Raw genomic sequence first — 23,657 nt, forward strand, 5'->3', positions numbered from 1 at the left:
ACATGAAATTTTACCTTTTTTTCTGTTTCTTATACTCACATACTTTCCCTACTTTCATACAATAAACTACACGATTGCCTAAGGATGTGAATGTTATGGGAGTTGAATTAACGCTATTACACGCTCTCTATGTTATTTGTTTACTCACTATTATTACCTTTTTTATTCTCCGGAAAGATACTACAATTATTTGTATCGTTTTTATCTTTTTATTAGCATTAACTGCTACAAGTTCTATCCCTCTTGCCGTTAGCGGCATTTTTCAAAGTTTTATTTACGCCATTACTGAGCTATTACCAACTATATTAATCATTTCTATTATTGTATCCATGAGCAATTTACTCGTTCATACCGGTATAAATGATACAATGATTTCACCATTTACAAAGATGATCCGTACCCCTACCCTCGCCTACTGGATTATTGGCCTTTTGATGATGACAATTTCTTTCTTCTTTTGGCCTTCTCCCGCTGTCGCCTTAATGGGAGCTATTTTATTACCGGTTGCTGTACGCGTCGGTCTCCCCCCAATTGGAGTAGCAATTGCTATGAACTTATTCGGTCATGGGATTGCTTTATCCGGCGACTTCGTTATACAAGGCGCACCAAAATTAACCGCAGACGCTGCTGGTCTCCCTGTTTCCAGCGTCGTATCTGCAAGTGTTCCACTCGTTATCGTTATGGGCGTTGTGACAACTTCCGTCGCTTTTTTCTTCTTACGAAAAGAGTTTCATACAGGCTTAGCTATACAAGAATCTATTCTATCAACTGAGTCTTCTAAAACGCTCACTTCATTATCTCCTCGCACAAAGAAATGGCTCGCTATTTGTATCCCTATCGTATATATCATTGATATCCTTTGCATGATTCAATTTCAACTACAAGGAAGCGACGCAACTGCACTTATCGGCGGAACAACTGTTATTATGATTATCATCATTTCTCTCATCGCCTACAAAGGTAATGGACTGAATAAAACGACCGATTATTTCATAGAAGGGCTCCAATTTGGCTTTAAAATTTTCGGACCAGTTATTCCTATCGCTGCACTCTTTTATTTAGGAGATAGTGGCTTTGTGAAAATTATCGGAGACTATTTACCGAAAGGTTCACACGGAATCATTAACGACTTAGGCATCGCTTTATCTCAAACTGTTCCTTTAAATCAATATGTATCGGCAGGGACATTAACCATCGTGGGTGTCATTACCGGCTTAGATGGATCAGGTTTTTCAGGTATATCACTTGCTGGTTCCATTGCCAATCTTTTTGGAACAGCACTTGGCCATGGAACAGCTACATTAACAGCACTCGGGCAAATTGCAGCTATATGGACCGGGGGCGGGACGTTAATCCCTTGGGCACTTATCCCTGCTGCTGCGATTTGTAAAGTCGATCCATTTGAACTTGCACGCCGAAACTTTTTACCGGTTGTTATCGGTTTAATTGTCACCACGATCGTTGCGATGTTTATCCTATAACGTAAGCAAGTGTTCTCTTGCTTACGTTTTTTGCTTGTAAAATTCATCATGAATTATCAGTTTTCAAGAGGGATTCGTTATTACTTAGCGAAATTATATTAGGAGAGTAATTATTTCAAAACGTTTACGAGAAACAGATTACTGCAATTAGAAAAGGGGACATACCTATGAATGAATTGATTTTCGTCTTATTAATTTGTCCATTATTTATCTTTATCGTATCTGTTATTGGAACACGCAAAACGAAAACGTATTACGTAATGCCGATTGTAACGTTTGCTAGTTTTTTAATAATAGGTGTTATCGCCTTTACTCCAAAATTTTTCTTTTGGGTTGGCATGTACAGCATCTTCTCGTTTATCGTTTCTTATATGACGCTATTGTTTGTGAAAGGATATGAGGTTGCTGAAAACGCTAAATAGTTGTTAGCAAGGAGACAGCAATATGATTTTCTTTGATATTGATGGAACTTTACTTGATTATGAGGCTGCTGAAAGAAATGGTATTATAGATTTTTTTCAAATATATAATACTATTTTTTCAGGCAATGAATTAGAGGCAACGAAAGTCTGGCATGAATTATCAGAAGAATATTTCAACAAATTTTTATCCAGGGAATTATCTTTTCAAGAACAACAAGTAATGCGAATGTATCATTTATTTAAAACATATGGAGTAAACCTATCTACCAAAGAATCTCAGCATAGATTCAATCAATATATAGAACTATATAAGAACAACTGGACCGCGTTTGAAGATGTACACTATACATTACAGAACTTGCAGCAAGGCGGTCACTCATTAGGTATCATTAGTAATGGTGACTATGAACAACAAGTCGAAAAATTAACTGCCCTAAACATTTTAAAACATTTCAAATATATATTTACTTCTAGTGAACTTGGTATATCGAAACCAGATCCTGAAATTTTTCACAGAACCGTATTACAATCGAACCTTGAAATGAAAGATTGCTATTATATTGGCGATCGATTAGAGACTGATGCGATTAGTAGTACAGCAGCTGGGATGCAAGGGATATGGTTAAATCGAGATAACTCACAACTCAAGTACGATATTCCTACTATCTGTTCTTTACATGAAGTTTTAACAATAATATAAAAAACGACCGCGTTCCCCCGCGGTCGTTTTTTTCATGTTACGCTGTAATCCAAGCTTCGTTAGCTGGATTTTTACGCCACTCTTGTAATTTTTTCGTTTCAGCTTGTCCGATCATACCTTTTTCTGCTGCAACTTCAGTTAATGCACTGTAATCACTTAAAGAATATGATGCTACGTTAGCTGCTTCTAGCTTTTCTTTTCCTGCTTCTAGCTCGTATGTGAAGATTGATACGATTCCTAATACTTCACAGCCAGCTTCGCGAAGTGCTTCTACACATGTAATTGCACTTCCGCCAGTTGAAATTAAGTCTTCTACTACTACAACTTTTTGACCTTTTTCAGCTTTTCCTTCAATTTGATTCCCTTTACCGTGGCCTTTTGCTTTACTACGTACGTAGCACATTGGTAAATCCATACGATCGCTTACCCATGCAGCGTGCGCGATACCAGCAGTTGCTGTTCCTGCAATAACTTCTACAGTTGGGAAGTGCTCTTTAATTAACTCTTCTAATCCAGCTGCAATCGCTTGACGTACTTTTGGATAAGATAAAGTTAAACGGTTATCACAATAAATTGGTGATTTCATACCTGAAGACCATGTGAATGGATCATTCGGTTGTAAAAATACTGCTCCAATTTCTAATAAATGCGATGCGATTTCTTTTTTCATACTGTTACACCTTCCCACTGTTGTTTTACTGTTTTATACGCTTCAAGCGGATTTTCTGCTTTTGTAATGCTACGTCCAACTACGATGTAGCTTGAGCCAAGTTCCCTCGCACGTTTCGGTGTTGCTACGCGCACCTGGTCATTTACATCATCGCTTGCAAGACGAATCCCCGGTGTTACTGTTACAAATTCATTTCCGCATACTTCACGTAATTTTGGAACTTCAAGCGTTGAGCAAACAACGCCATCAAGTCCACTTTCTTTCGTTAGTTTTGCATAATGAGCAACCGCTTCTTCTAACGTCTTCTCAATGCCGATCTCTTTTTTCATCATAGCTTCCGAAGTGCTTGTTAGTTGTGTAACTGCAATACAAATCGGTCTCTCTTTTCCTTCTTGCTTACCTTCCTCTAATCCCTCAATCGCAGATTTCATCATGCTGCTTCCCCCAGCAGCATGAACATTTACCATATCAACATCTAGACTAGCTAGGCTACGCATAGCGCTTTTTACTGTATTCGGAATATCATGAAGTTTTAAATCTAGAAAAATCTTATGTCCTTTTTCTTTTAAGTACGTAATAATTGCAGGGCCTTCTTTGTAAAATAACTCCATACCAACTTTGACAAATAACTCTTCCCCTTCAAAGTGGCGCAAGAATTGTTCTACATCTTGTTTCCCTGGAAAATCTAGTGCAACGATTAACGACTGTGACATGTTTGCTTCCAGCTCCTTCCTTGACATTCCGAAATGTGATCAAATCCTAATTCATCTAGTAATGCTGGTAACTCTTCAATAATTGTCGGACATACGAACGGATCGATAAAGTTCGCTGTACCTACTGCAACTGCGCTTGCGCCAGCGTAGAAGAATTCAATTACATCTTCCGCTGTTTCAATACCACCCATTCCGATAATTGGAATGTTAACCGCTTGGCTTACTTCATGTACCATACGAATTGCTACTGGCTTAATCGCAGGACCTGATAATCCGCCTGTACGGTTTGCTAAAATTGGTTTAGCTGTTTTTAAATCTAAACGCATACCAAGCAATGTATTAATCATCGTTAAACCATCTGCACCTGCATTTTCAATTGCTTTTGCAATTTCCACTATGTTTGCCACGTTTGGTGACAACTTCACGTATACAGGTACTTCAGAAACCTCTTTTACTCGCTTCGTTAAATCAGCAGCAATTTCAGGATTTGTACCAAAGGCGATACCACCTGTTTTTACGTTCGGACAAGAAATATTTAATTCTAGTGCATGGACATTAGGCGCTTTAGAAATTTCCTTTGCAACCGCTACATAATCCTCAGCTTGTGAGCCTGCAACGTTCGCAATGATTGGAAGATCAAATTGTTCTAACCATGGTAATTCAGAATTCATTACTTTTTCTAACCCTGGGTTTTGAAGTCCGATCGCATTTAACATGCCGCCCGGTGTTTCAGCAACACGAGGCGTTGGATTTCCATAGCGTGGTTGTTCTGTCGTCGCTTTAATCATGATTGATCCTAGTACACTTAAATCGTAAAACTGTGCATATTCACGACCAAATCCAAAGCATCCAGATGCCGGTATAATTGGATTTTTTAATGATAATCCTGGTAATTCAACTTGCAATCTGTTCATAGTACAACCTCCCCGATTGGAAATACTGGTCCGTCGCTACACACCTTCTTGTAAGAATGTCCACTTGGATCTTCTTGTAAGTGGCATACACATGCGAAACAAGCTCCAATACCGCAGCCCATACGTTCTTCTAATGAAATATAGGCTTTTTTCTCTTTGTAACGTCCTTCTAATGCACGAAGCATCGCTAACGGACCACATGAATAAAGAATATCAAAGTCAATTCCGTAATTATCAATTACATCTGTGACAAATCCTTTTGTACCGTGTGTACCATCTACTGTCGCAACGTACGTATCACCAAGTTCTGCAAATTTTTCTTCATAGAAAACTACATCTTTCGTTTGAAAACCTAAGATGTGAATTACACGTACACCTTTTGCAACGAGGCGCTGTGATAGTTCATAAAGTGGTGGTACACCAATCCCCCCGCCTACTAGTAAAGCTGTTTGACCAGCTTCTGCTTCTTCTACAGGAAAACCGTGTCCTAGTGGTCCTAGTACGTCTACCATTTCACCTTGTTTTCTAGTTGCTAATGTTTTTGTCCCTTGTCCTTCCGCACGATATAGCATTGTAAATTCGTTCTTCTCTTGATCTACATTACAAATACTAATCGGGCGGCGCAGAAGGGGCGCAATGCCCTCTGCTACCTTAATGTGTACAAACTGCCCTGGTTCGTTCATTTGCTGTACTAAAGTTCCTTGAAGCACTAACTCGTAAATGTTTTTTGCGATTTCTTTTTGATTAACGACGATCATATTTTGCTTTTGCATCATGCATGTACCACCTCGTGACGCTTTGTTTGCGTAATTTCTTTCATTGAATGAGCTGAGAATGTCATAGATTCTAATACTCGTAAGATTGCTCTTGTTGTATCAAGTGATGTTAAGCAAGCCACACCATTTTCTACTGATTCACGGCGAATGCGGAAACCATCACGCGCTGGTTGTTTACCTTTTGTTAATGTGTTAATTACAAACTGTGCTTTTCCTTGACGGATAATATCTAGTAAGTTGTAGTCTTCAGAATCAATTTTGTTTACAACTTGTACTGGGATATTTTGCTCTTCTAATGATTGTGCTGTTCCAGCTGTTGCTAATAAGTTATAGCCGATTTCGTGGAAACGTTTTGCAATTTCCATCGCCTCTTCTTTATCTTTATCCGCTACAGTAATGATTACTGATCCGTGCGTTGGGATGTTAATTCCTGAAGCAACTAATCCTTTATATAATGCTTTTTCAAGCGTTAAGTCTTTACCCATTACTTCCCCTGTTGATTTCATTTCAGGTCCTAATGTTGTATCAACTGAACGTAGTTTCGCGAATGAGAATACCGGAGCTTTTACATATACTTCTTTCTCTTCTGGGTGATAGCCCGTTCCGTATCCTTGCTCTACTAGGTCTTGCCCTAAAATAACTTTCGTTGCAACATTCGCCATCGGTACGCCTGTAATTTTACTTAAGAACGGTACTGTACGGCTTGCACGTGGGTTTACTTCAATTACGTACACTTGATCTTTGAATACTACGAACTGGATATTTAGTAATCCAACAATGTTTAATCCTTTTCCAAGTGCAATTGTATGTTCAATGATTTGTTCTTTTAGTTTTTCAGATAAACTTTGTGGTGGATATACTCCAATTGAGTCACCAGAGTGAACTCCAGCGCGTTCAATATGTTCCATAATACCTGGAATGAATACATTCTCACCATCCGAAATTGCATCTACTTCAATTTCTTTACCAACCATGTAACGGTCGATTAATACTGGGTGATCTGCATGAACTTTAACTGCATTTTTCATGTAGTGCAGCAGTTCTTCTTGGCGATATACGATTTCCATCGCACGTCCACCTAGTACGTAAGATGGTCTTACTAATACTGGATAACCAATTTCTTCTGCGATTGCTACTGCTTGTTCTACAGTCGTTGCTGTTTTACCAACTGGTTGCGGGATACCAAGTTTTGTTAAAGCAGCTTCAAATTTATCACGATCTTCTGCACGGTCTAAGTCTTCAAGTGATGTTCCTAAGATTTTCACACCGTGAGCCTCTAATTTCGCCGCTAAGTTAATTGCCGTTTGTCCACCGAACTGAACAATAACGCCTTCTGGTTTTTCTAAATCAATGATGTGCATTACATCTTCGATTGTTAATGGTTCAAAGTATAATTTGTCAGAAATACTGAAGTCTGTTGAAACTGTTTCTGGATTGTTATTAACAATGATTGCCTCATATCCAGCTTCTTTAATTGCCCATACAGAGTGAACTGTTGCATAGTCAAACTCAACCCCTTGACCGATACGGATTGGACCAGACCCTAGTACAACAACACTCTTACGATCTGTTATAACCGATTCATTCTCATCACCATATGTGCTGTAGTAGTATGGTGTTGCAGATTCAAACTCTGCCGCACAAGTATCTACCATTTTATAAACAGGAGTTATATTGCTTTCTTTACGCATATCGTAAATTTCACGCTCCGTTTTGTTCCAAGCAGCTGCAATGTAGTGATCACTGAAGCCCATTTCTTTCGCAGCTTGTAGTACTTCCATATTTCCTACATTCGCTTTTACTTCGCGTTCCATATTTACGATGTTTTCAATTTTTTGTAAGAAGAAGAAGTCCATTTCACACCATTCGTTGATTTCTTCTTTCGTTACACCTTGACGAATTGCTTCTGCTACAATAAACAGTCGCTCATCGTCTGCTTTAATAATGCGTTTTTTCATTGTTTCTTTATCAAGTTCTTTTAAGTGGTCTAATTCTAAGTGATAAATGCCAAGCTCTAAAGAACGAACCGCTTTTAATAATGATTGCTCTAAGTTACGTCCGATTGACATAACTTCACCAGTTGCCTTCATTTGTGTACCAAGTGTTCTGTTTGCTGATTCAAACTTATCAAATGGCCAGCGTGGAATTTTTGAAACAACATAGTCTAATGCTGGCTCGAAGCAAGCGTAAGTTTTTTGTGTTACTGGGTTTATGATTTCATCTAATGTTAAGCCGACTGCAATTTTCGCTGCTAATTTTGCAATTGGATATCCAGTCGCTTTAGATGCTAGTGCAGATGAACGACTTACACGTGGGTTTACTTCGATTACATAGTATTGGAAGCTATGTGGATCTAGTGCAAGCTGAACGTTACATCCACCTTCAATTCCTAATGCACGAATAATTCGTAATGAAGTGTTTCGTAACATTTGATATTCACGGTCGCTTAATGTTTGGCTTGGTGCTACTACGATAGAATCACCTGTGTGAACCCCAACTGGATCGATGTTTTCCATGTTACATACTACAATCGCGTTATCATTCGAATCACGCATTACTTCATATTCAATTTCCTTACAACCAGCAATGCTCTTTTCTAATAAACATTGTGTTACTGGACTATGTTTTAATCCACCGGATACGATTTCAATTAGTTCTTCTTCATTACTACAAATTCCGCCACCTGTTCCTCCCATTGTAAATGCTGGGCGAACAATAACTGGATAACCAATTTCTTTTACAAATTCATGTGCTTCTTCCAGCGTATGAATGATCGTACTAGATGGAATTGGTTCATTTAAATCCTGCATTAATGTACGGAATAAATCGCGATCCTCCGCTTGCTCGATGGCTGATAATTTCGTTCCTAAAATTTCAACTCCGCATTCTTCAAGTATGCCTGATTTCGCAAGTTCAACAGCCATATTTAACCCTGTTTGACCACCTAATGTTGGTAAGATTGCATCTGGACGTTCTTTACGAATAATACGGCTTACGAATTCTAATGTTAATGGTTCGATATATACTTTATCTGCTGTTGCAGTATCTGTCATAATTGTTGCTGGGTTAGAGTTAACAAGGATTACTTTGTAACCTTCTTCTCTTAGAGATTGACAAGCTTGTGTACCAGAGTAGTCAAACTCCGCTGCTTGCCCAATTACAATTGGTCCTGATCCGATTACTAAAATTGTGTTAATATCTAGGCGTTTTGGCATAACTCTTCCCCTTCTTTCTTGAAGTTTTCAATCATTGCTAAGAAATCTTCGAATAAATCATTTGCATCTTCAGGTCCTGCTGAAGCTTCTGGATGGTATTGTACTGTAAATGCTGGGAACTTCTTATGACGAAGACCTTCTACTGTTCCATCATTTAAAGCAACATGTGTAATTTCAAGCTCTGTATTTTCAACTGATTCTTCTTCTACTGCGTAACCATGGTTTTGAGATGTAATTGCTACTTTTCCAGTTGCAAGATTTTTTACTGGATGGTTTAAACCACGGTGACCGAATTTCAACTTACTTGTATTTGCACCAGATGCTAGAGCGAACAATTGATGTCCTAGGCAAATTCCGAATAAAGGAACTTTACCGATAATGTCTTTTAACATTTCAATTGCTTCTGGTACATCTTTTGGATCCCCAGGTCCGTTACTTAACATAATTCCATCTGGGCTAAGGCGTAAAATTTCTTCTGCTGTTGTGTTGTAAGGAACTACAATTACATCACAGTCACGCTTATTTAATTCTCGTAAAATACCATGTTTCATTCCGAAGTCTACAAGTACAACTCGGTGTCCGCGTCCTGGACTTGGGTATGGATCTTTCGTTGATACGCGTTTCACGTGATCTGTAAATACTGTCGCTTTTAATTGGCTCACGATGTATTCTACATCTGCATCCATGTTACAAAGGCGTCCGCGTAATGTACCGTATTGACGAATTTTTCTCGTTAATTTTCTCGTATCAATTCCTGCTAATCCCGGGATGTTTCTTTCTTTTAAGTAATCATTTAACGAAATTTCATTACGGAAGTTTGATGGATGATCACAAATTTCGTTTACGATTAAACCATTTACAGATGGGTGAATCGATTCGAAATCGTCACGGTTAATGCCGTAGTTTCCGATTAATGGGTACGTGAATGTTACGATTTGACCGCAATATGATGGATCAGATAATGTTTCTTGATATCCAGTCATTCCTGTTGTAAATACAACCTCACCTGACTTTTCGGTTTCTCCTCCGAAACCTTTTCCAATTAATACTGTTCCATCTTCTAAGATAAGTTGTCTTTTCATACTAATGCACTCTCCTTTTGCCATGCGATCTTACCACCAACGATTGTCATTACCGGCCATCCTTGGCATTTCCAACCTGCGAATGGTGTATTTTTTCCTTTTGATAAGAATGTTGTTGGATCAATCTCTTCTTCTTGTTCTAAATCAATGATTGTAATATCAGCTGTTCTACCTTCTTTCAGGCGACCTGCTTCTAAGCCGAATGTATCAGCTGGCTTTTCTGTTAAATATTGAATTAATTGTTCTAGCGTAATAACTCCTTTTTTCACAAGGTTTGTGTATAGAAGCGGGAATGCTGTTTCAAAACCAGTAATTCCGAATGGTGCTCTTTCAATTCCTTGTGCTTTCTCTTCCGCTGTATGCGGTGCATGGTCAGTTGCGATCATATCGATCGTTCCATCTAATAAACCTTCAATTAATGCTGCATGGTCTTCTTTTCCACGAAGCGGTGGGTTCATTTTAAAATTAGGATCAGCTGATGGGATATCATCTTCACATAACACTAGGTGATGTGGTGTTACTTCTGCTGTTACTTTAATTCCAGCGCGTTTCGCATCACGGATTACACGTACTGAACCTTTCGTACTTACGTGACATACGTGATAGTGACAATCTGCTGCTTCCGCAAGCAATATATCCCTTGCAATATGTACAGATTCACATACTGATGGGATACCGTTTAATCCGTGTTTCTCAGAAAACTTCCCTTCATGTACACAACCTTTATTAATAAGCGTATTCTCTTCACAGTGCGCAACTACTGCCATATTTAATTTTGCTGCACGTTTCATAGCCGCTAACATCATGCTCGCATCTTGTACGCCTACGCCGTCATCTGTGAAAGCAAATGCTCCAAGTTCTTTTAATGTTTCGAAATCTGTCATTTCAGAACCAGCTTGACGTATTGTAATTGCTCCGTATGGTAGTACGTTGACATGTGCTTTTTCTTTAATACGATTTTGCAAGTCTTCCATATGTTCTCTGCAATCTGGTACTGGACGTGTATTTGGCATTGCACAAATTGTAGTGAATCCACCTTTTGCCGCTGCTAGTGTACCTGTTTCAATTGTTTCTTTATGTTCACCACCTGGTTCACGAAGATGTACGTGTACATCTACTAATCCAGGTGCGATTAACTTTCCGTTCACATCGATTACTTCAGCATTATCTGCCGTAATATTTTCTGCTACCTTAGCGATTTTACCGTCTTGTACGAGAAGATCTGTTGCTACAATTTTTCCTTCTTCATTCATATAACGACCATTTTTAAACAAGTAATTCATGTTTCATTCCTCCTAATACATTTGGTAAGGCGCGTTTTAGTACAGCCATTCTTACGTAAACTCCATTTTCCATTTGTTTAAATATGCGTGAACGCTCACACTCAACAAGTTCACTTGCAATTTCAACATCACGGTTTACGGGAGCTGGATGCATAATAATGCTTCCTTCTTTCATACGCTTTTCTCTTTCTACTGTTAATCCGTGTTTCTCATGATATTCTTTCATAATGTCTGTTTCATAATGATCATGACGCTCATGTTGTACACGGAGTAACATCATTACATCCACTTCTGGAACAAGTTCATCTAATGGTTTGTATGTTCCAAATGTGTTGTCTTCACCTTTCCACTCTTCTGGACTTGCAAAGTAAATTGTTGCACCAAGCTTCGTTAATGCTTCTGCATTAGAACGTGCTACTCGGCTATGACGAACATCTCCTACTATTGCAATCTTCAAACCTTCAAATCTTCCAAACTCTTGTTTAATTGTAAGAAGGTCGAGTAGGCACTGCGTTGGGTGGTTTCCACATCCATCTCCAGCGTTTAAGATCGGGATATTCACCTGATCTTTTAGTTCATCGAAGTAGCGATCTTGCTCATGGCGGATGACCACTGCTTTTGTTCCGATTGATTCTAGTGTTCTTATCGTATCGTATAAAGTTTCTCCTTTTTGTACGCTAGATGCATCAGCTGAAAAGTTTAAAACATCTAGTCCTAATCTCTTCTCAGCAACTTCAAAGCTAAATCTCGTTCTCGTACTATTCTCAAAGAACAAGTTTGCAACAAAAGTTTGCTCTGTCGTTTTGCTCTCTTTTCCATTCGCAAAATCTTCTGCGTCTTTTAGGATTTCTGAAATTTCTACTTCCGATAATTCACTCATCGTTAACAAATGGCTCATCGTCATCCCTCATCTTTCTGATTTTTATGTTACCACTTTTGTATTTTTATAACAACCTTTGCATAAAAATACCCTAGTCATGTAAGACTAGGGTGCAAGGAAGAAGCCACCCTTTTCCGTCTCACAGGACTGAATTAAAAGGTTATTTTTATGAAGCAATCTGCTTAGATTGTTTTGTATGTTTTTCTTGTTTTGTTTCTGGTAGTAGTAGATTTAACAGTACACCTACAATTGCTGCAAGCGCCATTCCTTCGACTTGGAATGAATCCCCTACGTGAAGTACCGCTCCACCAATACCGATTACTAGTATTACTGATGCAATCATTAAGTTTCGTTTGTCACTTAAATCTGTTTTATCATCTACCATCATGCGTAATCCGCTTGATGCGATTACACCGAATAGTAAGATTGATACCCCGCCCATAACTGGTGTTGGGATCGAATGAATCAGTGCAGAAATCTTACCGATAAATCCGAACATGATTGCGAATACTGCTGAACCGATGAATAAGTATACACTGTATGCTCTCGTAATTGCTAGCACACCGATGTTTTCACCATACGTTGTATTCGGTGGCCCACCGATTAGTGATGCAATTAATGTTGCTACTCCGTCACCAAAGATCGAACGGTGTAAACCTGGTTTTTCAATTAAATCTCTTTTAATAACATTTCCAAGTACAATTTGATGTCCGATATGTTCTGATATTGTTACTAGTGCAACTGGTACCATCAAGAGTACAATCTTCCATGAAAACTCTGGTGTGTATGTTACAAATGGTACTGTGAAATCTGGTACAACAAACCATTTTGCCTCAGCTACCGGCTTTAAGTCTACTAGCCCTTGGAAGTAAGCGAAGATATATCCGCCGATAATGCCAAGTAACACTGGTATGATACTGAAAAATCCTCTTCCGAATATCGAGCAAATGATTGTAATTGCTAATGTTACTAATGCTACTGAAAAATGTGTAAAGCTGTATTTGCCATCCGCACCGTTCATCGCCATGTTAACTGCTGTATGTGCTAAAGCTAGACCGATTACCATTACTACTGGACCAACTACGATTGGTGGTAGTAGTTTCATAATCCACTCTGATCCTGATTTCTTAATTCCGAGTGAGATTAAGATGTACACAAGCCCTGCTAGCAAACCACCAAGCATTGCTGCTCCCGGCCCACCTGCCGTTTTCGCTGTTATAATCGGTGCGATAAAGGCGAATGATGATCCTAAATATGCTGGTACTTGACCTTTCGTTATAAGAAGAAACGCTAGCGTTCCTAATCCACTTGATATTAATGCTACTGATGGATTCAATCCTGTTAAAAACGGAACAAGCACTGTTGATCCAAACATCGCGAACAAATGTTGTATACTTAAAAATAACCATTTTCCCGGTTTCGGTACTTCATTAACGTCTAACACTGGCTTTTGTTCCATTGTTACATCCTCCTTCAGTTTAAATCTTTGCAATAAAAAAACTCTTTGTGCCTGTGCACAAAGAGTCCTATACTTTCGTATGCCAAATTTGACATATGAAAGCCAAGACCCTTTGGCAGCCTCACAGGACTACATTTAAAAGGGCTTTACTTATCGTATATGCTTACTCGATCTTGTTGATCTGTCTCTTGCAAATCAACTTCGATACGCTCTTCACTTGATGTTGGAATGTTCTTTCCTACATAATCAGCGCGAATTGGTAATTCACGATGACCTCTATCAACAAGAACCGCCAATTGAATTTGAGATGGTCTACCTAAATCCATAAGAGCATCCATTGCTGCTCGAACTGTTCTTCCTGTATATAATACGTCATCAACGAGGATAACTTTTTTCTTCGTAATATCTACAGGGATATCAGAACCTTTTACAAGTGGTTCTTTATTTTTGGATTGTAGTGTTAAATCATCACGATATAACGTAATGTCTAACTCTCCAACTTCCATTTCTTTTCCTTCAATTTGACCAATTCGTTCTGCCAAACGTTGTGCAATAAAAATTCCACGAGTTTTAATTCCGACAAGAACACAATTATCGACACCTTTATTTCGTTCCACGATTTCATGACTAATTCGTGTTAAAGCGCGGCGAATCATTTGGTCATCTAAAACGACAGCTTTCTCTTGCATGCTCTACACCTCCAAGCTTTTTTTCTTGCGTGAGAGTAATGGTATAAAAAAAGTCCTCTCAGCGTGTGCGAGAGGACTTTTGAAAAAAGGGTACAACATACCCTAAGTATTTCAAACCGTTACCTTCTCAACCTCACGGGGCTGTGTTAAAGGATCATTATTTAACTGTTGTCAGTATCTCAGTTTTCTTATGATTTGTCAATACTATTTTCGTAAAATATTTAATGCGTCTTCAAACACTTCTGGAATCGGTGCCTCAAACTGAATATATTCACCAGTACGAGGATGATCAAAGCCTAAAATACCCGCATGAAGTGCTTGTCCATTCATATCTAATGTTTTCTTCGGACCATACTTCGGATCTCCTGCAAGTGGATAGCCAATATATTTCATATGAACACGAATTTGGTGCGTACGTCCCGTTTCTAAGCGACATTCTACAAGTGTAAAGTCTTTAAAACGTTCTAACACTTGGAAGTGCGTAACAGCGTTCTTACCATTTTCATCAACTGTCATACTTTGACGCTCTTTCTTATCACGACCAATTGGTGCATCGATAGTTCCCTTATCATGCGGAATCACACCGTGTACAATCGCTTTGTAACGTCTCGTTACTGTTTTGGCTACAAGCTGATTTACAAGCGATTCATGTGCCATATCATTTTTAGCAACCATTAATAGTCCAGATGTATCTTTATCAATACGATGCACGATACCTGGACGCATTACACCGTTAATGCCTGATAAGTCTGTACAATGGTGCATAAGGCCGTTTACAAGTGTACCACTTGTATGCCCTGGTGCTGGATGTACAACCATGCCACGTGGCTTATTTACAACAAGCACATCTGCATCTTCATAATAAATTTCTAAATTTAAATCCTCTGGTTGAATATCTAGCGCTTCTGGCTCAGGAATCGTTACTGTAATTTCATCCTCTTCTTTTACTTTATAATTCACTTTTACTGCTTTCCCGTTCACTGTCACAACATCATCTTTAATCCATTGCTGTACTTGTGAACGTGACCATTCGTTATTTATCCCTGTAACGAATTTATCAATTCGCTCGTTTTTTTGCTCTGCTGCAACTGTTACTTGTACTACTTCACTCATTCAATTACTCCTTCGCTTTCTTGCCTTCTAATAATGTTTGAATAATAATTAATACAACACCAATACATAATGCTGAATCAGCTATATTGAATACTGGATAGTTGTACGAGAAAATATACACGTGAATGAAATCCACTACTTCTTGTCTAAATACACGATCAATAAAGTTACCAATTGCCCCGCCCAAAATTAGACCTAACGAAATACCTAGAAGCTTGTCTGTTTTCGCATACTTTTTCATATAAAATACGATAAACACTACAAAAACAACTGTAATAATGTAGAAGAACCACATTTTATTTTCTAAAATACCCCAAGCAGCGCCTCTATTTCGATGTGATGTTATGTATAATACATTGTCGATAATCGGAATACTCGTACCCAATTCCATGTTCTTTACAATTAACCACTTCGATATTTGATCGATAGCAATGACAAATAACGCTATTACATAATATATCATTTTCATTTCCCCCACAAAGACAGTGTACCTCAAAATTTTAGCATAGCTGCTACCTTTTCACAATGAACCTTTATAGAAGAATAAAATAAATTAAAAAAAGGTAATATAATATCGTTGTGCGTATTCATACATTTACCTTTTCATAGAAGAATTCATGAATCGTACGAGCAGTCGGCATTGTCTTCATTTGCTTTGTCGAAATTAATCTCCCCGTCTCTTCACAAATACCGTACATGTCTATTTCCATTTTAAATAATGCGCGTTCTACATCCTTTAAATCCTCTTTTATATCATGTAATAGCAATTTTTTCTTTATCTCTTCCTTAATTTCATATCCAAGCTCTTGGCTGAACTCGACATCATATTTGTGCATTACTTCTTTAGCTAGTCTCTCTTGCAACTCTTTTCTCATCAATTGCAATTCTTCTTTTATTTCCATGTAAATTTCATTCACGTGTACATTCCTCCTAGCTGTAATGTACAGTTAGTGTGTCCGAAATTTATTTGCTTACCTCACACACATTTTTCCTTCACAGGAAAGAGTCTGAAAAGTTTTTTTGATATGCCATCAACAAAAAAACTGACTGCATGAATAGCAGTCAGTTTTTTATTATTTTACATAGTTTTCTTTAACAACTGTTGCACAACGCTCACATAATGTTTCATGTTCAGCATCTTTACCAATTGTTTCTGAAACTACCCAACAACGTTCACATGTTTCACCAGTTGCTTGAGCAACAACAACCGCTGTATGTTCATACTTCGGTGCATCTGCTGGCGCTTCATCCATCATACCACCAAGTTTATACTCAGAAACGATGAATAATTGCTTTAAGTCTTCGCTAATAGACTCTAACATAGCTTTCATTTCTGCAGTTGGATATAGCGTAATGCTTGCATTTAATGACTTACCGATTACTTTTTCATTACGAGCTACTTCTAGTGCTTTTAACACGTCATCACGTAATGTCATAAATGCATCCCATTTTGTTTTTAACGCTTCCGCGTCATCTAATTGTACAGCTTCTGGCATATCAGTTAATTGTACACTTTCTTCTGTTACGCCTGGAATGTATGGCCATACTTCATCAGCTGTATGCGGTAAAATTGGTGTTACAAGTTTCGTTAACGCAACAAGAACATCATATAATACAGTTTGAATTGCACGACGATCTTCGTGATTTGCACCTTCAATGTATAAAATGTCTTTTGCAAAGTCTAAGTAGAATGAACTTAAATCAATTGTACAGAAGTTATGAATTGCATGATACACAGCAGCGAAGTCGTATGTCTCATATGCTTCTTTAACTTTTGTAATTAAGTCATTTAATTTCACTAACATGTAACGATCTACTTCACGAAGTTCAGCTACAGCTACTGCATTTTCACTTGGCTTAAAGTCGTCTAAGTTTCCTAATAAGAAACGGAATGTGTTACGGATTTTACGATACACTTCTGCTACTTGTTTTAAAATATCATCTGAAATACGTACGTCAGATTGATAGTCAACAGAAGATACCCATAAGCGTAAAATGTCTCCGCCTAATTGATCCATAATTTTCTTCGGTACGACGATGTTTCCAATCGACTTACTCATTTTACGTCCTTCACCATCTAGTACGAAACCGTGACTTAATACGCCTTTATATGGAGCTTTACCTGTTACAGCAACTGCTGTTGATAATGAAGAGTTAAACCAACCACGATACTGGTCAGATCCTTCTAAATATAAATCAGCTGGACGCTGTAAATCTTCGCGCTCTTCTAATACCGCTTGGTGAGAAGAACCTGAATCGAACCATACATCCATGATGTCTGTTTCTTTACGGAATTCGCCATTTGGGCTACCCGGATGTGTAAATCCTTCTGGTAATAGATCTTTCGCTTCACGCTCGAACCATACGTTAGAACCGTGTTCACGGAATAAATCTGCTACATGGTTAATTGTTTCATCCGTAATAATTGGATCACCATTCTCAGCATAGAATACCGGAATTGGCACACCCCATGCACGCTGACGAGAAATACACCAGTCACCACGGTCACGAACCATATTATGAAGACGAGTTTCTCCCCATGCTGGTACCCATTTCGTTTCCGCTACAGCTTCTATTAATTCTTTACGGAATGCTTCAATAGATGCAAACCACTGTGCTGTCGCACGGAAAATAATTGGTTTTTTCGTTCTCCAATCATGTGGGTATGAATGTGTAATGAATGTTAGTTTCAGTAACGCGCCTACTTCTTCTAATTTTTCTGTAATTGGCTTGTTAGCTTTATCATAGAATAAGCCTTCAAATCCAGGTGCTTCATTTGTTAATACACCTTTATCATCGACTGGGCAAAGTACTTCTAATCCATACTTTTTACCAACAACGAAGTCATCTTCCCCGTGTCCTGGTGCTGTATGAACACAACCTGTACCTGCATCTGTTGTTACGTGATCTCCTAGCATAACTAATGAATCACGATCGTAGAATGGATGTTTTGCAACTGTGTACTCAAGTTCGCTACCTTTTACTGTTTTCACAACTTCAGCATTTTCCCACTCTAACGTTTTTGCAACTGTCTCAAACAGCTCAGAAGCAATGATATATTTCTCATCATTTACTTTTACAATACTATATTCAAGCTCTGGGTGAACAGAAATACCTAAGTTTGCAGGTAATGTCCAAGGTGTTGTTGTCCAAATGATGTACTTTTCATCACCTTCTAATACATTCTTTCCATCTTTTACAGGGAATGCTACGTAAATAGATGCTGATTTTTTATCTTGATATTCAATTTCAGCTTCTGCTAAAGCAGATTCACTCGTTGGAGACCAGTAAACTGGTTTTTGACCTTTATAGATATAACCTTTTTTCGCCATGTCACCAAACACTTTAATTTGTTGTGCTTCATAAGCTGGCTCTAAAGTAATATATGGATTATCCCAATCTGCACGTACACCTAAACGCTTAAATTGTTCACGTTGACGTTCTACTTGTTCATATGCATACTCTGCACATAACTTACGGAACTCAGCAACTGTCATTTCTTTACGTTTTACGCCTTTATTTGTTAAAGCTTGTTCAATTGGTAAACCGTGCGTATCCCATCCTGGAACATATGGCGCACTAAAACCAGTCATTGATTTATAACGAACAATAAAGTCTTTTAATACTTTATTTAATGCATGTCCCATATGAATGTCACCATTCGCATATGGAGGTCCATCATGCAATACAAATAAAGGACGACCTTTTGTATGTTCTTGTACTTTTTCGTAAATATTCATTTCAGCCCATTTTTCTTGCATTGCAGGCTCACGTTTTGGTAAGTTCCCACGCATTGGGAACTCTGTTTTCGGCATCAGTAATGTATTTTTGTACTCCATGCTCAATTCCTCCTTACATGTATAAAAGAAATACTTAAAAAACGGAATAAAAAAGAGACTTTCTCATCCCAAAAAGGGACGAGAAAGTCTCCCGCGGTACCACCCTAGTAGATCATATACATATGTATAGAATCCTCTTTATATTCTTAACGCGAATACACGCCTACGCTTACTCTATTTATTCAGCGCGGAACTCCAGGGTGATATTCCCACTATCTCCTTATCCTGAGCTTACACCATCCTCAGTTCGCTATATAAGGTTTGAAAAGGTACTTATCCCTATCTTCGTTTTTCTTAATAAATATGTTGTTTAAAATTATATGTAATAATGAGAAAAACGTCAAGCTTACACTGTTTCTTCTTTTTTCAACAGTTCATCTACTTCGTCTTCTAACTCAATTAGTTTATCCCAATCATCGTTGTTTAACATTTCAAGCTGTGTTTCTAATAACATACGGAAACGAGTTCGGAATACTTTCGCTTGTTTCTTTAGCTCTTCAATATCAAAAGCAACTTTTCTTGATTTTACTAATGCTTCGTTAATAATACGATCAGCATTCTTTTCAGCTTCACGCACAATTAATTTCGCTTCTTTTTGCGCATTACGTTTTACTTCTTCCGCTGCTTCTTGCGCAACAACGATAGATTTGTTTAACGTATCTTCAATATTAGAGAAATGATCTAACTTCCCTTCTAACTGCGCAACTTTTTCTTCTAAAGCTTTTTTCTCACGAATGACCAATTCATAATCTTTGATAATTTGATCAAGAAACTCATTTACTTGATCTTCATCATAGCCACGGAATCCGCGACCAAATTCTTTGTTATGAATATCTAATGGTGTTAACGGCACAACGCCACCTCCAAGTAGTTATCTAAATTTCCTCTTTCAATTATATCTTTTCTTCGACAAAATAGGAGGATTTCCTTCTAAAAAACCAATCATTTTAGTATACCATACAAAATTCTCCATTTGTCGCGTTTTGTTCTACCTTCTACAGAAAATAATTTACTTCGGCCATATCCTCTAACAGAAAAAACGTCTCCTGGATAACATTCATAAGAAGTTTGCTCCACTGTTTTCCAATTGACTTTTACTAAACCATTTTTTATGAAAGGTTGTACTTTCTGTCTAGATAAATGTAACATTTCAGCTAACATAACATCTAAACGAAGTGAAGAAACCGTTCCAGATTTCTCCCCCCACGTTTCATGTATTTGTAGAATTTGTTCTCCTTGTACTGCTGATAAGGAGACTTTTACTTTTCCTATTGCTTGTAAGTTCATCTCAATGTACGATACGATTTCTTTCGCAACTACAATTTGGGCACGATTTTCTTGCAGCAAAATATCACCACATTTTTCTCTCGTTAAACCAAGAGACATAAATGTACCTAATATTTGCCTATGTTCTAGCGTATAAAACTTGGAAGGATAGTCAATTTCTAATACTTCTACTTGAAATTCTTCTTCATTTAATTCTAGATAGTCTGGATAAATGAGAGCTCTTTTACGCTCTGCATTAGGCGTTGCACCACCAAATTGTACAGCGACATCTCCTTGTCCAATTACCATAGAAACAATTTGTTGCTGTCTTGGATCAAGGAAATCTGTTAATTTCACTTGATGGTACTCCGCTGTTCGCTTCCACTCCAGCACTTTATCTACAAAGACCTCTTCATCAGGCCTAAAATGTTCGTAAATGCTCATGTATTTAACCTCTTACTATAAGAAATAGCTGAACAAACTGAACAAACCACTTTTAGCAAGTTTTAACGCAAAAATCGCAACGAGTGGAGAAATATCAATCATACCAAGCGGCGGAATAAATCTGCGGAATGGTTCTAAATACGGTTCACAAATTCGCGCCAAGAACTCTCCAAAAGATGATTCCTTTGCACCAGGAAACCATGATAGGAGAATGTAAATAATCAGTGCCCACGAGTAAATCTCGATAGCAGAACTTAACACCATTAAAACTGTTGTCATGGCGTATTACCACCTCTTTATATTTGTTTCTTCTTCTTCACCGAATAACTCTGAAATTGCCCCAACAATATCAACATTTTCAGGTGTACACATAAATGTTTTCGGTCCTATTTTTTGAATGTCCCCGCCTATAGCGTATACAGTACCACTTAAAAAGTCAACGATACGTACCGCTTGATCAGTAGACATTCTCTGCAAATTAATTACAACAGCTCGTCTACCTTTTAAGTGGTCCGCAATCCCTTGTGCTTCCGAATATGTGCGTGGTTCTAATAAAACAACTTTTGAAGATTGTTTTGCTGTTTCAATACTCACAACATTTTGCTTCGGTTGCGCTTTTGGAAACGTAACATCTTGTTGTTCTGGTGGATCTTGCTGCTTTTTCATGTCTGTTTGCTCCTTTTCATAACCATATTGAGCTGCTTCTTTTTCTTCCGGTGTATCAAAAAAGAAGTATTTTACTTTTGACCAACTCATAATAAGATTCTCCTTCCTTTTACGCTTTTCCTACTAAAATCGTTCCCAAACGAATATATGTAGCCCCTTCTTCAATTGCAATCGTGTAATCGTTGGACATTCCCATTGATAATTCTTTACATGGCGCATGTAATAACTCTAGCTCCTGCACCTTTGTTTGCAACATACGTAATTCCTTAAAACAGCGTCTGATTTCTTCCTCTTCTTCTGTAAATGGAGCCATCGTCATTAGTCCAACCACTTCAATTTTATCGAATTCTTGCAAACTTTGAATAAAAGAAACAACCTCTTCTATTGCTAATCCTTGCTTCGATTCTTCAGATGAGGTTTTCACTTGAATAAAGCATTTCACTTTCTTATCAGCACGTTTCTGAATTTCTTTCGCCAGGGAAAGACGATCTAACGAATGTAAATAATCAATTTCATTAATGATTTCTTTTACTTTTCTCGTTTGTAATGAGCCAATAAAGTGCCAATTAACTTTTGAACCGAAATGCTCATATTTCTGTAAGAAACCTTCATTTCTATTTTCACCTAAATCGATAATTCCAGTTTCAATTACTTCGTTTGTTTTTTCAATCCCTACAGTTTTTGTCACTGCAACAAGTTTAATATCTTGCAACGAACGTCCAGCTCGAACGCAAGATTCTTTAATAGCTTCGTTTACAATTACTAAATTTTCTTGTACTGTCACTTGCTTCCTTCCTCCTTAAAACCTATGAAACTCAACATTCTTCCTGTCTTACCTTGATCACGACGATGAGAGAAAAATAGTTGCTCTTCACAGCTTGTACAAAGAGATGACATTACAATATGCTCTTCTTTTATGCCTGCTTGTACACATAATATACGATTAATTTCTTTTAAATTAATTGCGTACTGCCCGTCAGAAATTTTTTGATGAGGAACAGCACCGTTAATTACTTTCTGTGCTGCTGTTAATACACGATCATCCACAACATAACAACAAGATCCAATCGACGGTCCAATTGCAACATGAATTTCATCACTTGAAATACCTTCCGCATTCCACTTTTGAATCATTTCCTTTGCAATCTCTTGTACAGTGCCTTTCCATCCAGCATGCGCAAGTCCTATCATACCATGTGATGGTGCATAAAAATAGAGCGGAACACAATCCGCGTAACAAGACGTTAACAGAACATCTTCATTACTCGTATAAATGCCATCTGTTTTTGAAATGCCGTCCTCATATGAATAAACGCCACTCCCTTTTTCCTGTTGCCCTACTTTTTCAACATGATGATCATGAACTTGTTCAGAGCAAATCCAGTTTTCTAATGGTTTTTGTAACTTATTTGCTAAAATGCGTCTGTTTTCATGAACGTTCTCCACGATATCATTCACATGTAATCCTAAATTCATCGCATGAAAGGAGCCCGTACTTATCCCACCATCTTTTGTCGTAAATCCAGCAGTAATGTTTCCAAGTTCTTTCCACGCTTGTAAATACAGTATACCGTCCACATATTTAAATGGTTCTCTCATAATAAAGCGGCTCCTTTTAATTAAAATAACAGAAAAAAGCATGGTACTTCCTGTCTATTTTACCATACTTTTATTTTTTCATAATCCTAACAGAAAAAAAAGAGGAATTTGTAATATTCTTTATGAAATTGTCGGTGTTTGTATTGATTCTGTTACAGTATTAACAGGATCTACTCTTACAAGTATGACATCCTCCCCAATTTTCACAATTTCCTTCCAAGGAATTACAATCTCAACATCTTTTCCAAAAATACCTAGCATACGTGTCTGTTTGGAAATAATAACAGAACAAACTTGCCCTGTGTTCATATCAATTTCAATATCTCCAATATTCCCAATCCTTTTTCCATCTGAAATATTTATAACATCCTTCATCTGTAACTCTGAAATTCGTATCACCATTTTTACCCTCTCCCTTATATGACGAATTGGAAGCTGTTTCTCAT

Annotated in this window: 24 protein-coding genes and 1 other annotated feature; of the genes, 3 read left to right on the forward strand and 21 right to left on the reverse strand. The window is 37.8% G+C overall.

Translation table 11 applies throughout. The features are described from left to right. Positions 1-95: 95 nt before the first annotated feature. The 3 genes from ACS2FK_RS00990 to ACS2FK_RS01000 all read left to right on the forward strand — a co-directional run bounded on the left by ACS2FK_RS00990 (position 96) and on the right by ACS2FK_RS01000 (position 2,603). Positions 96-1,481, forward strand: coding sequence for a membrane protein (locus tag ACS2FK_RS00990; RefSeq protein ID WP_000537906.1), 1,386 nt, complete (start codon positions 96-98; stop codon positions 1,479-1,481). A gap of 167 nt (positions 1,482-1,648) precedes the next feature. Continuing rightward, positions 1,649-1,903 carry a YbeF family protein gene (locus ACS2FK_RS00995; RefSeq protein ID WP_001003915.1) on the forward strand — a complete coding sequence of 85 codons (255 nt, stop codon included), beginning with the start codon at positions 1,649-1,651 and terminating at the stop codon, positions 1,901-1,903. 22 nt (positions 1,904-1,925) lie between these two features. Beyond that, positions 1,926-2,603, forward strand: a complete 678-nt coding sequence (locus tag ACS2FK_RS01000; RefSeq protein ID WP_063548499.1) for an HAD family hydrolase — start codon at positions 1,926-1,928, stop codon at positions 2,601-2,603. Positions 2,604-2,640: 37 nt separating this feature from the next. On the opposite strand, the gene pyrE is transcribed toward ACS2FK_RS01000, so the two are convergent. The 21 genes from pyrE to ACS2FK_RS01105 form a co-directional block, all read right to left on the reverse strand. Beyond that, on the reverse strand, positions 2,641-3,273 hold the full coding sequence (gene pyrE, locus ACS2FK_RS01005; protein ID WP_000711449.1) for an orotate phosphoribosyltransferase: 633 nt from the start codon (positions 3,271-3,273) through the stop codon (positions 2,641-2,643). Next, entirely contained in the window at positions 3,270-3,986 is a 717-nt protein-coding gene (gene pyrF, locus ACS2FK_RS01010; protein ID WP_063548501.1) for an orotidine-5'-phosphate decarboxylase, read from the reverse strand. The genes pyrE and pyrF overlap by 4 nt, the downstream gene beginning before the upstream one ends. Further along, positions 3,971-4,900: a dihydroorotate oxidase B catalytic subunit gene (gene pyrD / locus ACS2FK_RS01015; RefSeq protein ID WP_001081057.1), complete on the reverse strand. Its 930-nt coding sequence runs from the start codon at positions 4,898-4,900 to the stop codon at positions 3,971-3,973. The genes pyrF and pyrD overlap by 16 nt, the downstream gene beginning before the upstream one ends. After that, the gene (gene pyrK, locus ACS2FK_RS01020) at positions 4,897-5,676 is read right to left on the reverse strand and encodes a dihydroorotate oxidase B electron transfer subunit (RefSeq protein ID WP_000983359.1); all 780 of its coding nucleotides are present in this window, start codon (positions 5,674-5,676) and stop codon (positions 4,897-4,899) included. The genes pyrD and pyrK overlap by 4 nt, the downstream gene beginning before the upstream one ends. Continuing rightward, a complete protein-coding gene (carB, locus tag ACS2FK_RS01025) occupies positions 5,673-8,891 on the reverse strand; it encodes a carbamoyl-phosphate synthase large subunit (RefSeq protein WP_001126128.1) in 3,219 nt (1,072 codons plus the stop codon). Before carB ends, pyrK begins: the two co-directional genes overlap by 4 nt. Then, the gene (locus tag ACS2FK_RS01030) at positions 8,876-9,973 is read right to left on the reverse strand and encodes a carbamoyl phosphate synthase small subunit (RefSeq protein ID WP_063548503.1); all 1,098 of its coding nucleotides are present in this window, start codon (positions 9,971-9,973) and stop codon (positions 8,876-8,878) included. Before ACS2FK_RS01030 ends, carB begins: the two co-directional genes overlap by 16 nt. After that, on the reverse strand, positions 9,970-11,256 hold the full coding sequence (pyrC, locus tag ACS2FK_RS01035) for a dihydroorotase (RefSeq protein WP_063548505.1): 1,287 nt from the start codon (positions 11,254-11,256) through the stop codon (positions 9,970-9,972). Before pyrC ends, ACS2FK_RS01030 begins: the two co-directional genes overlap by 4 nt. Continuing rightward, the gene (pyrB, locus tag ACS2FK_RS01040; RefSeq protein ID WP_000018860.1) at positions 11,240-12,154 is read right to left on the reverse strand and encodes an aspartate carbamoyltransferase; all 915 of its coding nucleotides are present in this window, start codon (positions 12,152-12,154) and stop codon (positions 11,240-11,242) included. The genes pyrC and pyrB overlap by 17 nt, the downstream gene beginning before the upstream one ends. Before the next feature lie 148 nt (positions 12,155-12,302). Further along, entirely contained in the window at positions 12,303-13,595 is a 1,293-nt protein-coding gene (uraA, locus tag ACS2FK_RS01045; RefSeq protein ID WP_053563749.1) for a uracil permease, read from the reverse strand. A 146-nt stretch (positions 13,596-13,741) separates the two neighbouring features. Then, positions 13,742-14,284 carry a bifunctional pyrimidine operon transcriptional regulator/uracil phosphoribosyltransferase gene (pyrR, locus tag ACS2FK_RS01050; RefSeq protein WP_001156491.1) on the reverse strand — a complete coding sequence of 181 codons (543 nt, stop codon included), beginning with the start codon at positions 14,282-14,284 and terminating at the stop codon, positions 13,742-13,744. 204 nt (positions 14,285-14,488) lie between these two features. Next, positions 14,489-15,397, reverse strand: coding sequence for an RluA family pseudouridine synthase (locus ACS2FK_RS01055; RefSeq protein WP_000005832.1), 909 nt, complete (start codon positions 15,395-15,397; stop codon positions 14,489-14,491). Positions 15,398-15,401: 4 nt separating this feature from the next. Beyond that, on the reverse strand, positions 15,402-15,860 hold the full coding sequence (gene lspA / locus ACS2FK_RS01060; RefSeq protein WP_000642180.1) for a lipoprotein signal peptidase LspA: 459 nt from the start codon (positions 15,858-15,860) through the stop codon (positions 15,402-15,404). A 124-nt stretch (positions 15,861-15,984) separates the two neighbouring features. Beyond that, the gene (locus ACS2FK_RS01065; protein WP_001002956.1) at positions 15,985-16,314 is read right to left on the reverse strand and encodes a molecular chaperone DnaK; all 330 of its coding nucleotides are present in this window, start codon (positions 16,312-16,314) and stop codon (positions 15,985-15,987) included. Positions 16,315-16,470: 156 nt separating this feature from the next. Further along, complete coding sequence (gene ileS2 / locus ACS2FK_RS01070; RefSeq protein WP_000455951.1) at positions 16,471-19,236, reverse strand: isoleucine--tRNA ligase; 2,766 nt, start codon at positions 19,234-19,236, stop codon at positions 16,471-16,473. Between the two features lie 71 nt (positions 19,237-19,307). Beyond that, positions 19,308-19,531 (reverse strand) — a binding site (T-box leader). 51 nt (positions 19,532-19,582) lie between these two features. Next, the gene (divIVA, locus tag ACS2FK_RS01075; protein ID WP_001131611.1) at positions 19,583-20,089 is read right to left on the reverse strand and encodes a septum site-determining protein DivIVA; all 507 of its coding nucleotides are present in this window, start codon (positions 20,087-20,089) and stop codon (positions 19,583-19,585) included. Between the two features lie 89 nt (positions 20,090-20,178). Then, positions 20,179-20,946, reverse strand: coding sequence for an RNA-binding protein (locus ACS2FK_RS01080; protein ID WP_000029713.1), 768 nt, complete (start codon positions 20,944-20,946; stop codon positions 20,179-20,181). Between the two features lie 15 nt (positions 20,947-20,961). Next, positions 20,962-21,225, reverse strand: coding sequence for a YggT family protein (locus ACS2FK_RS01085; RefSeq protein WP_000214324.1), 264 nt, complete (start codon positions 21,223-21,225; stop codon positions 20,962-20,964). 6 nt (positions 21,226-21,231) lie between these two features. After that, entirely contained in the window at positions 21,232-21,702 is a 471-nt protein-coding gene (locus ACS2FK_RS01090) for a cell division protein SepF (RefSeq protein ID WP_000119129.1), read from the reverse strand. 19 nt (positions 21,703-21,721) lie between these two features. Continuing rightward, a complete protein-coding gene (locus ACS2FK_RS01095; protein ID WP_000218011.1) occupies positions 21,722-22,396 on the reverse strand; it encodes a YggS family pyridoxal phosphate-dependent enzyme in 675 nt (224 codons plus the stop codon). Beyond that, positions 22,393-23,211 (reverse strand): peptidoglycan editing factor PgeF, encoded by an 819-nt coding sequence (pgeF, locus tag ACS2FK_RS01100; protein ID WP_001209012.1) that lies wholly within the window; start codon positions 23,209-23,211, stop codon positions 22,393-22,395. The genes ACS2FK_RS01095 and pgeF overlap by 4 nt, the downstream gene beginning before the upstream one ends. 120 nt (positions 23,212-23,331) lie before the next feature. Further along, positions 23,332-23,613 (reverse strand): YlmC/YmxH family sporulation protein, encoded by a 282-nt coding sequence (locus ACS2FK_RS01105; RefSeq protein ID WP_000236749.1) that lies wholly within the window; start codon positions 23,611-23,613, stop codon positions 23,332-23,334. Positions 23,614-23,657 lie beyond the last annotated feature (44 nt).

The sequence above is a fragment of the Bacillus cereus group sp. BceL220 genome (assembly GCF_051776965.1).
Classification (GTDB): Bacteria; Bacillota; Bacilli; order Bacillales; family Bacillaceae_G; genus Bacillus_A; species Bacillus_A cereus.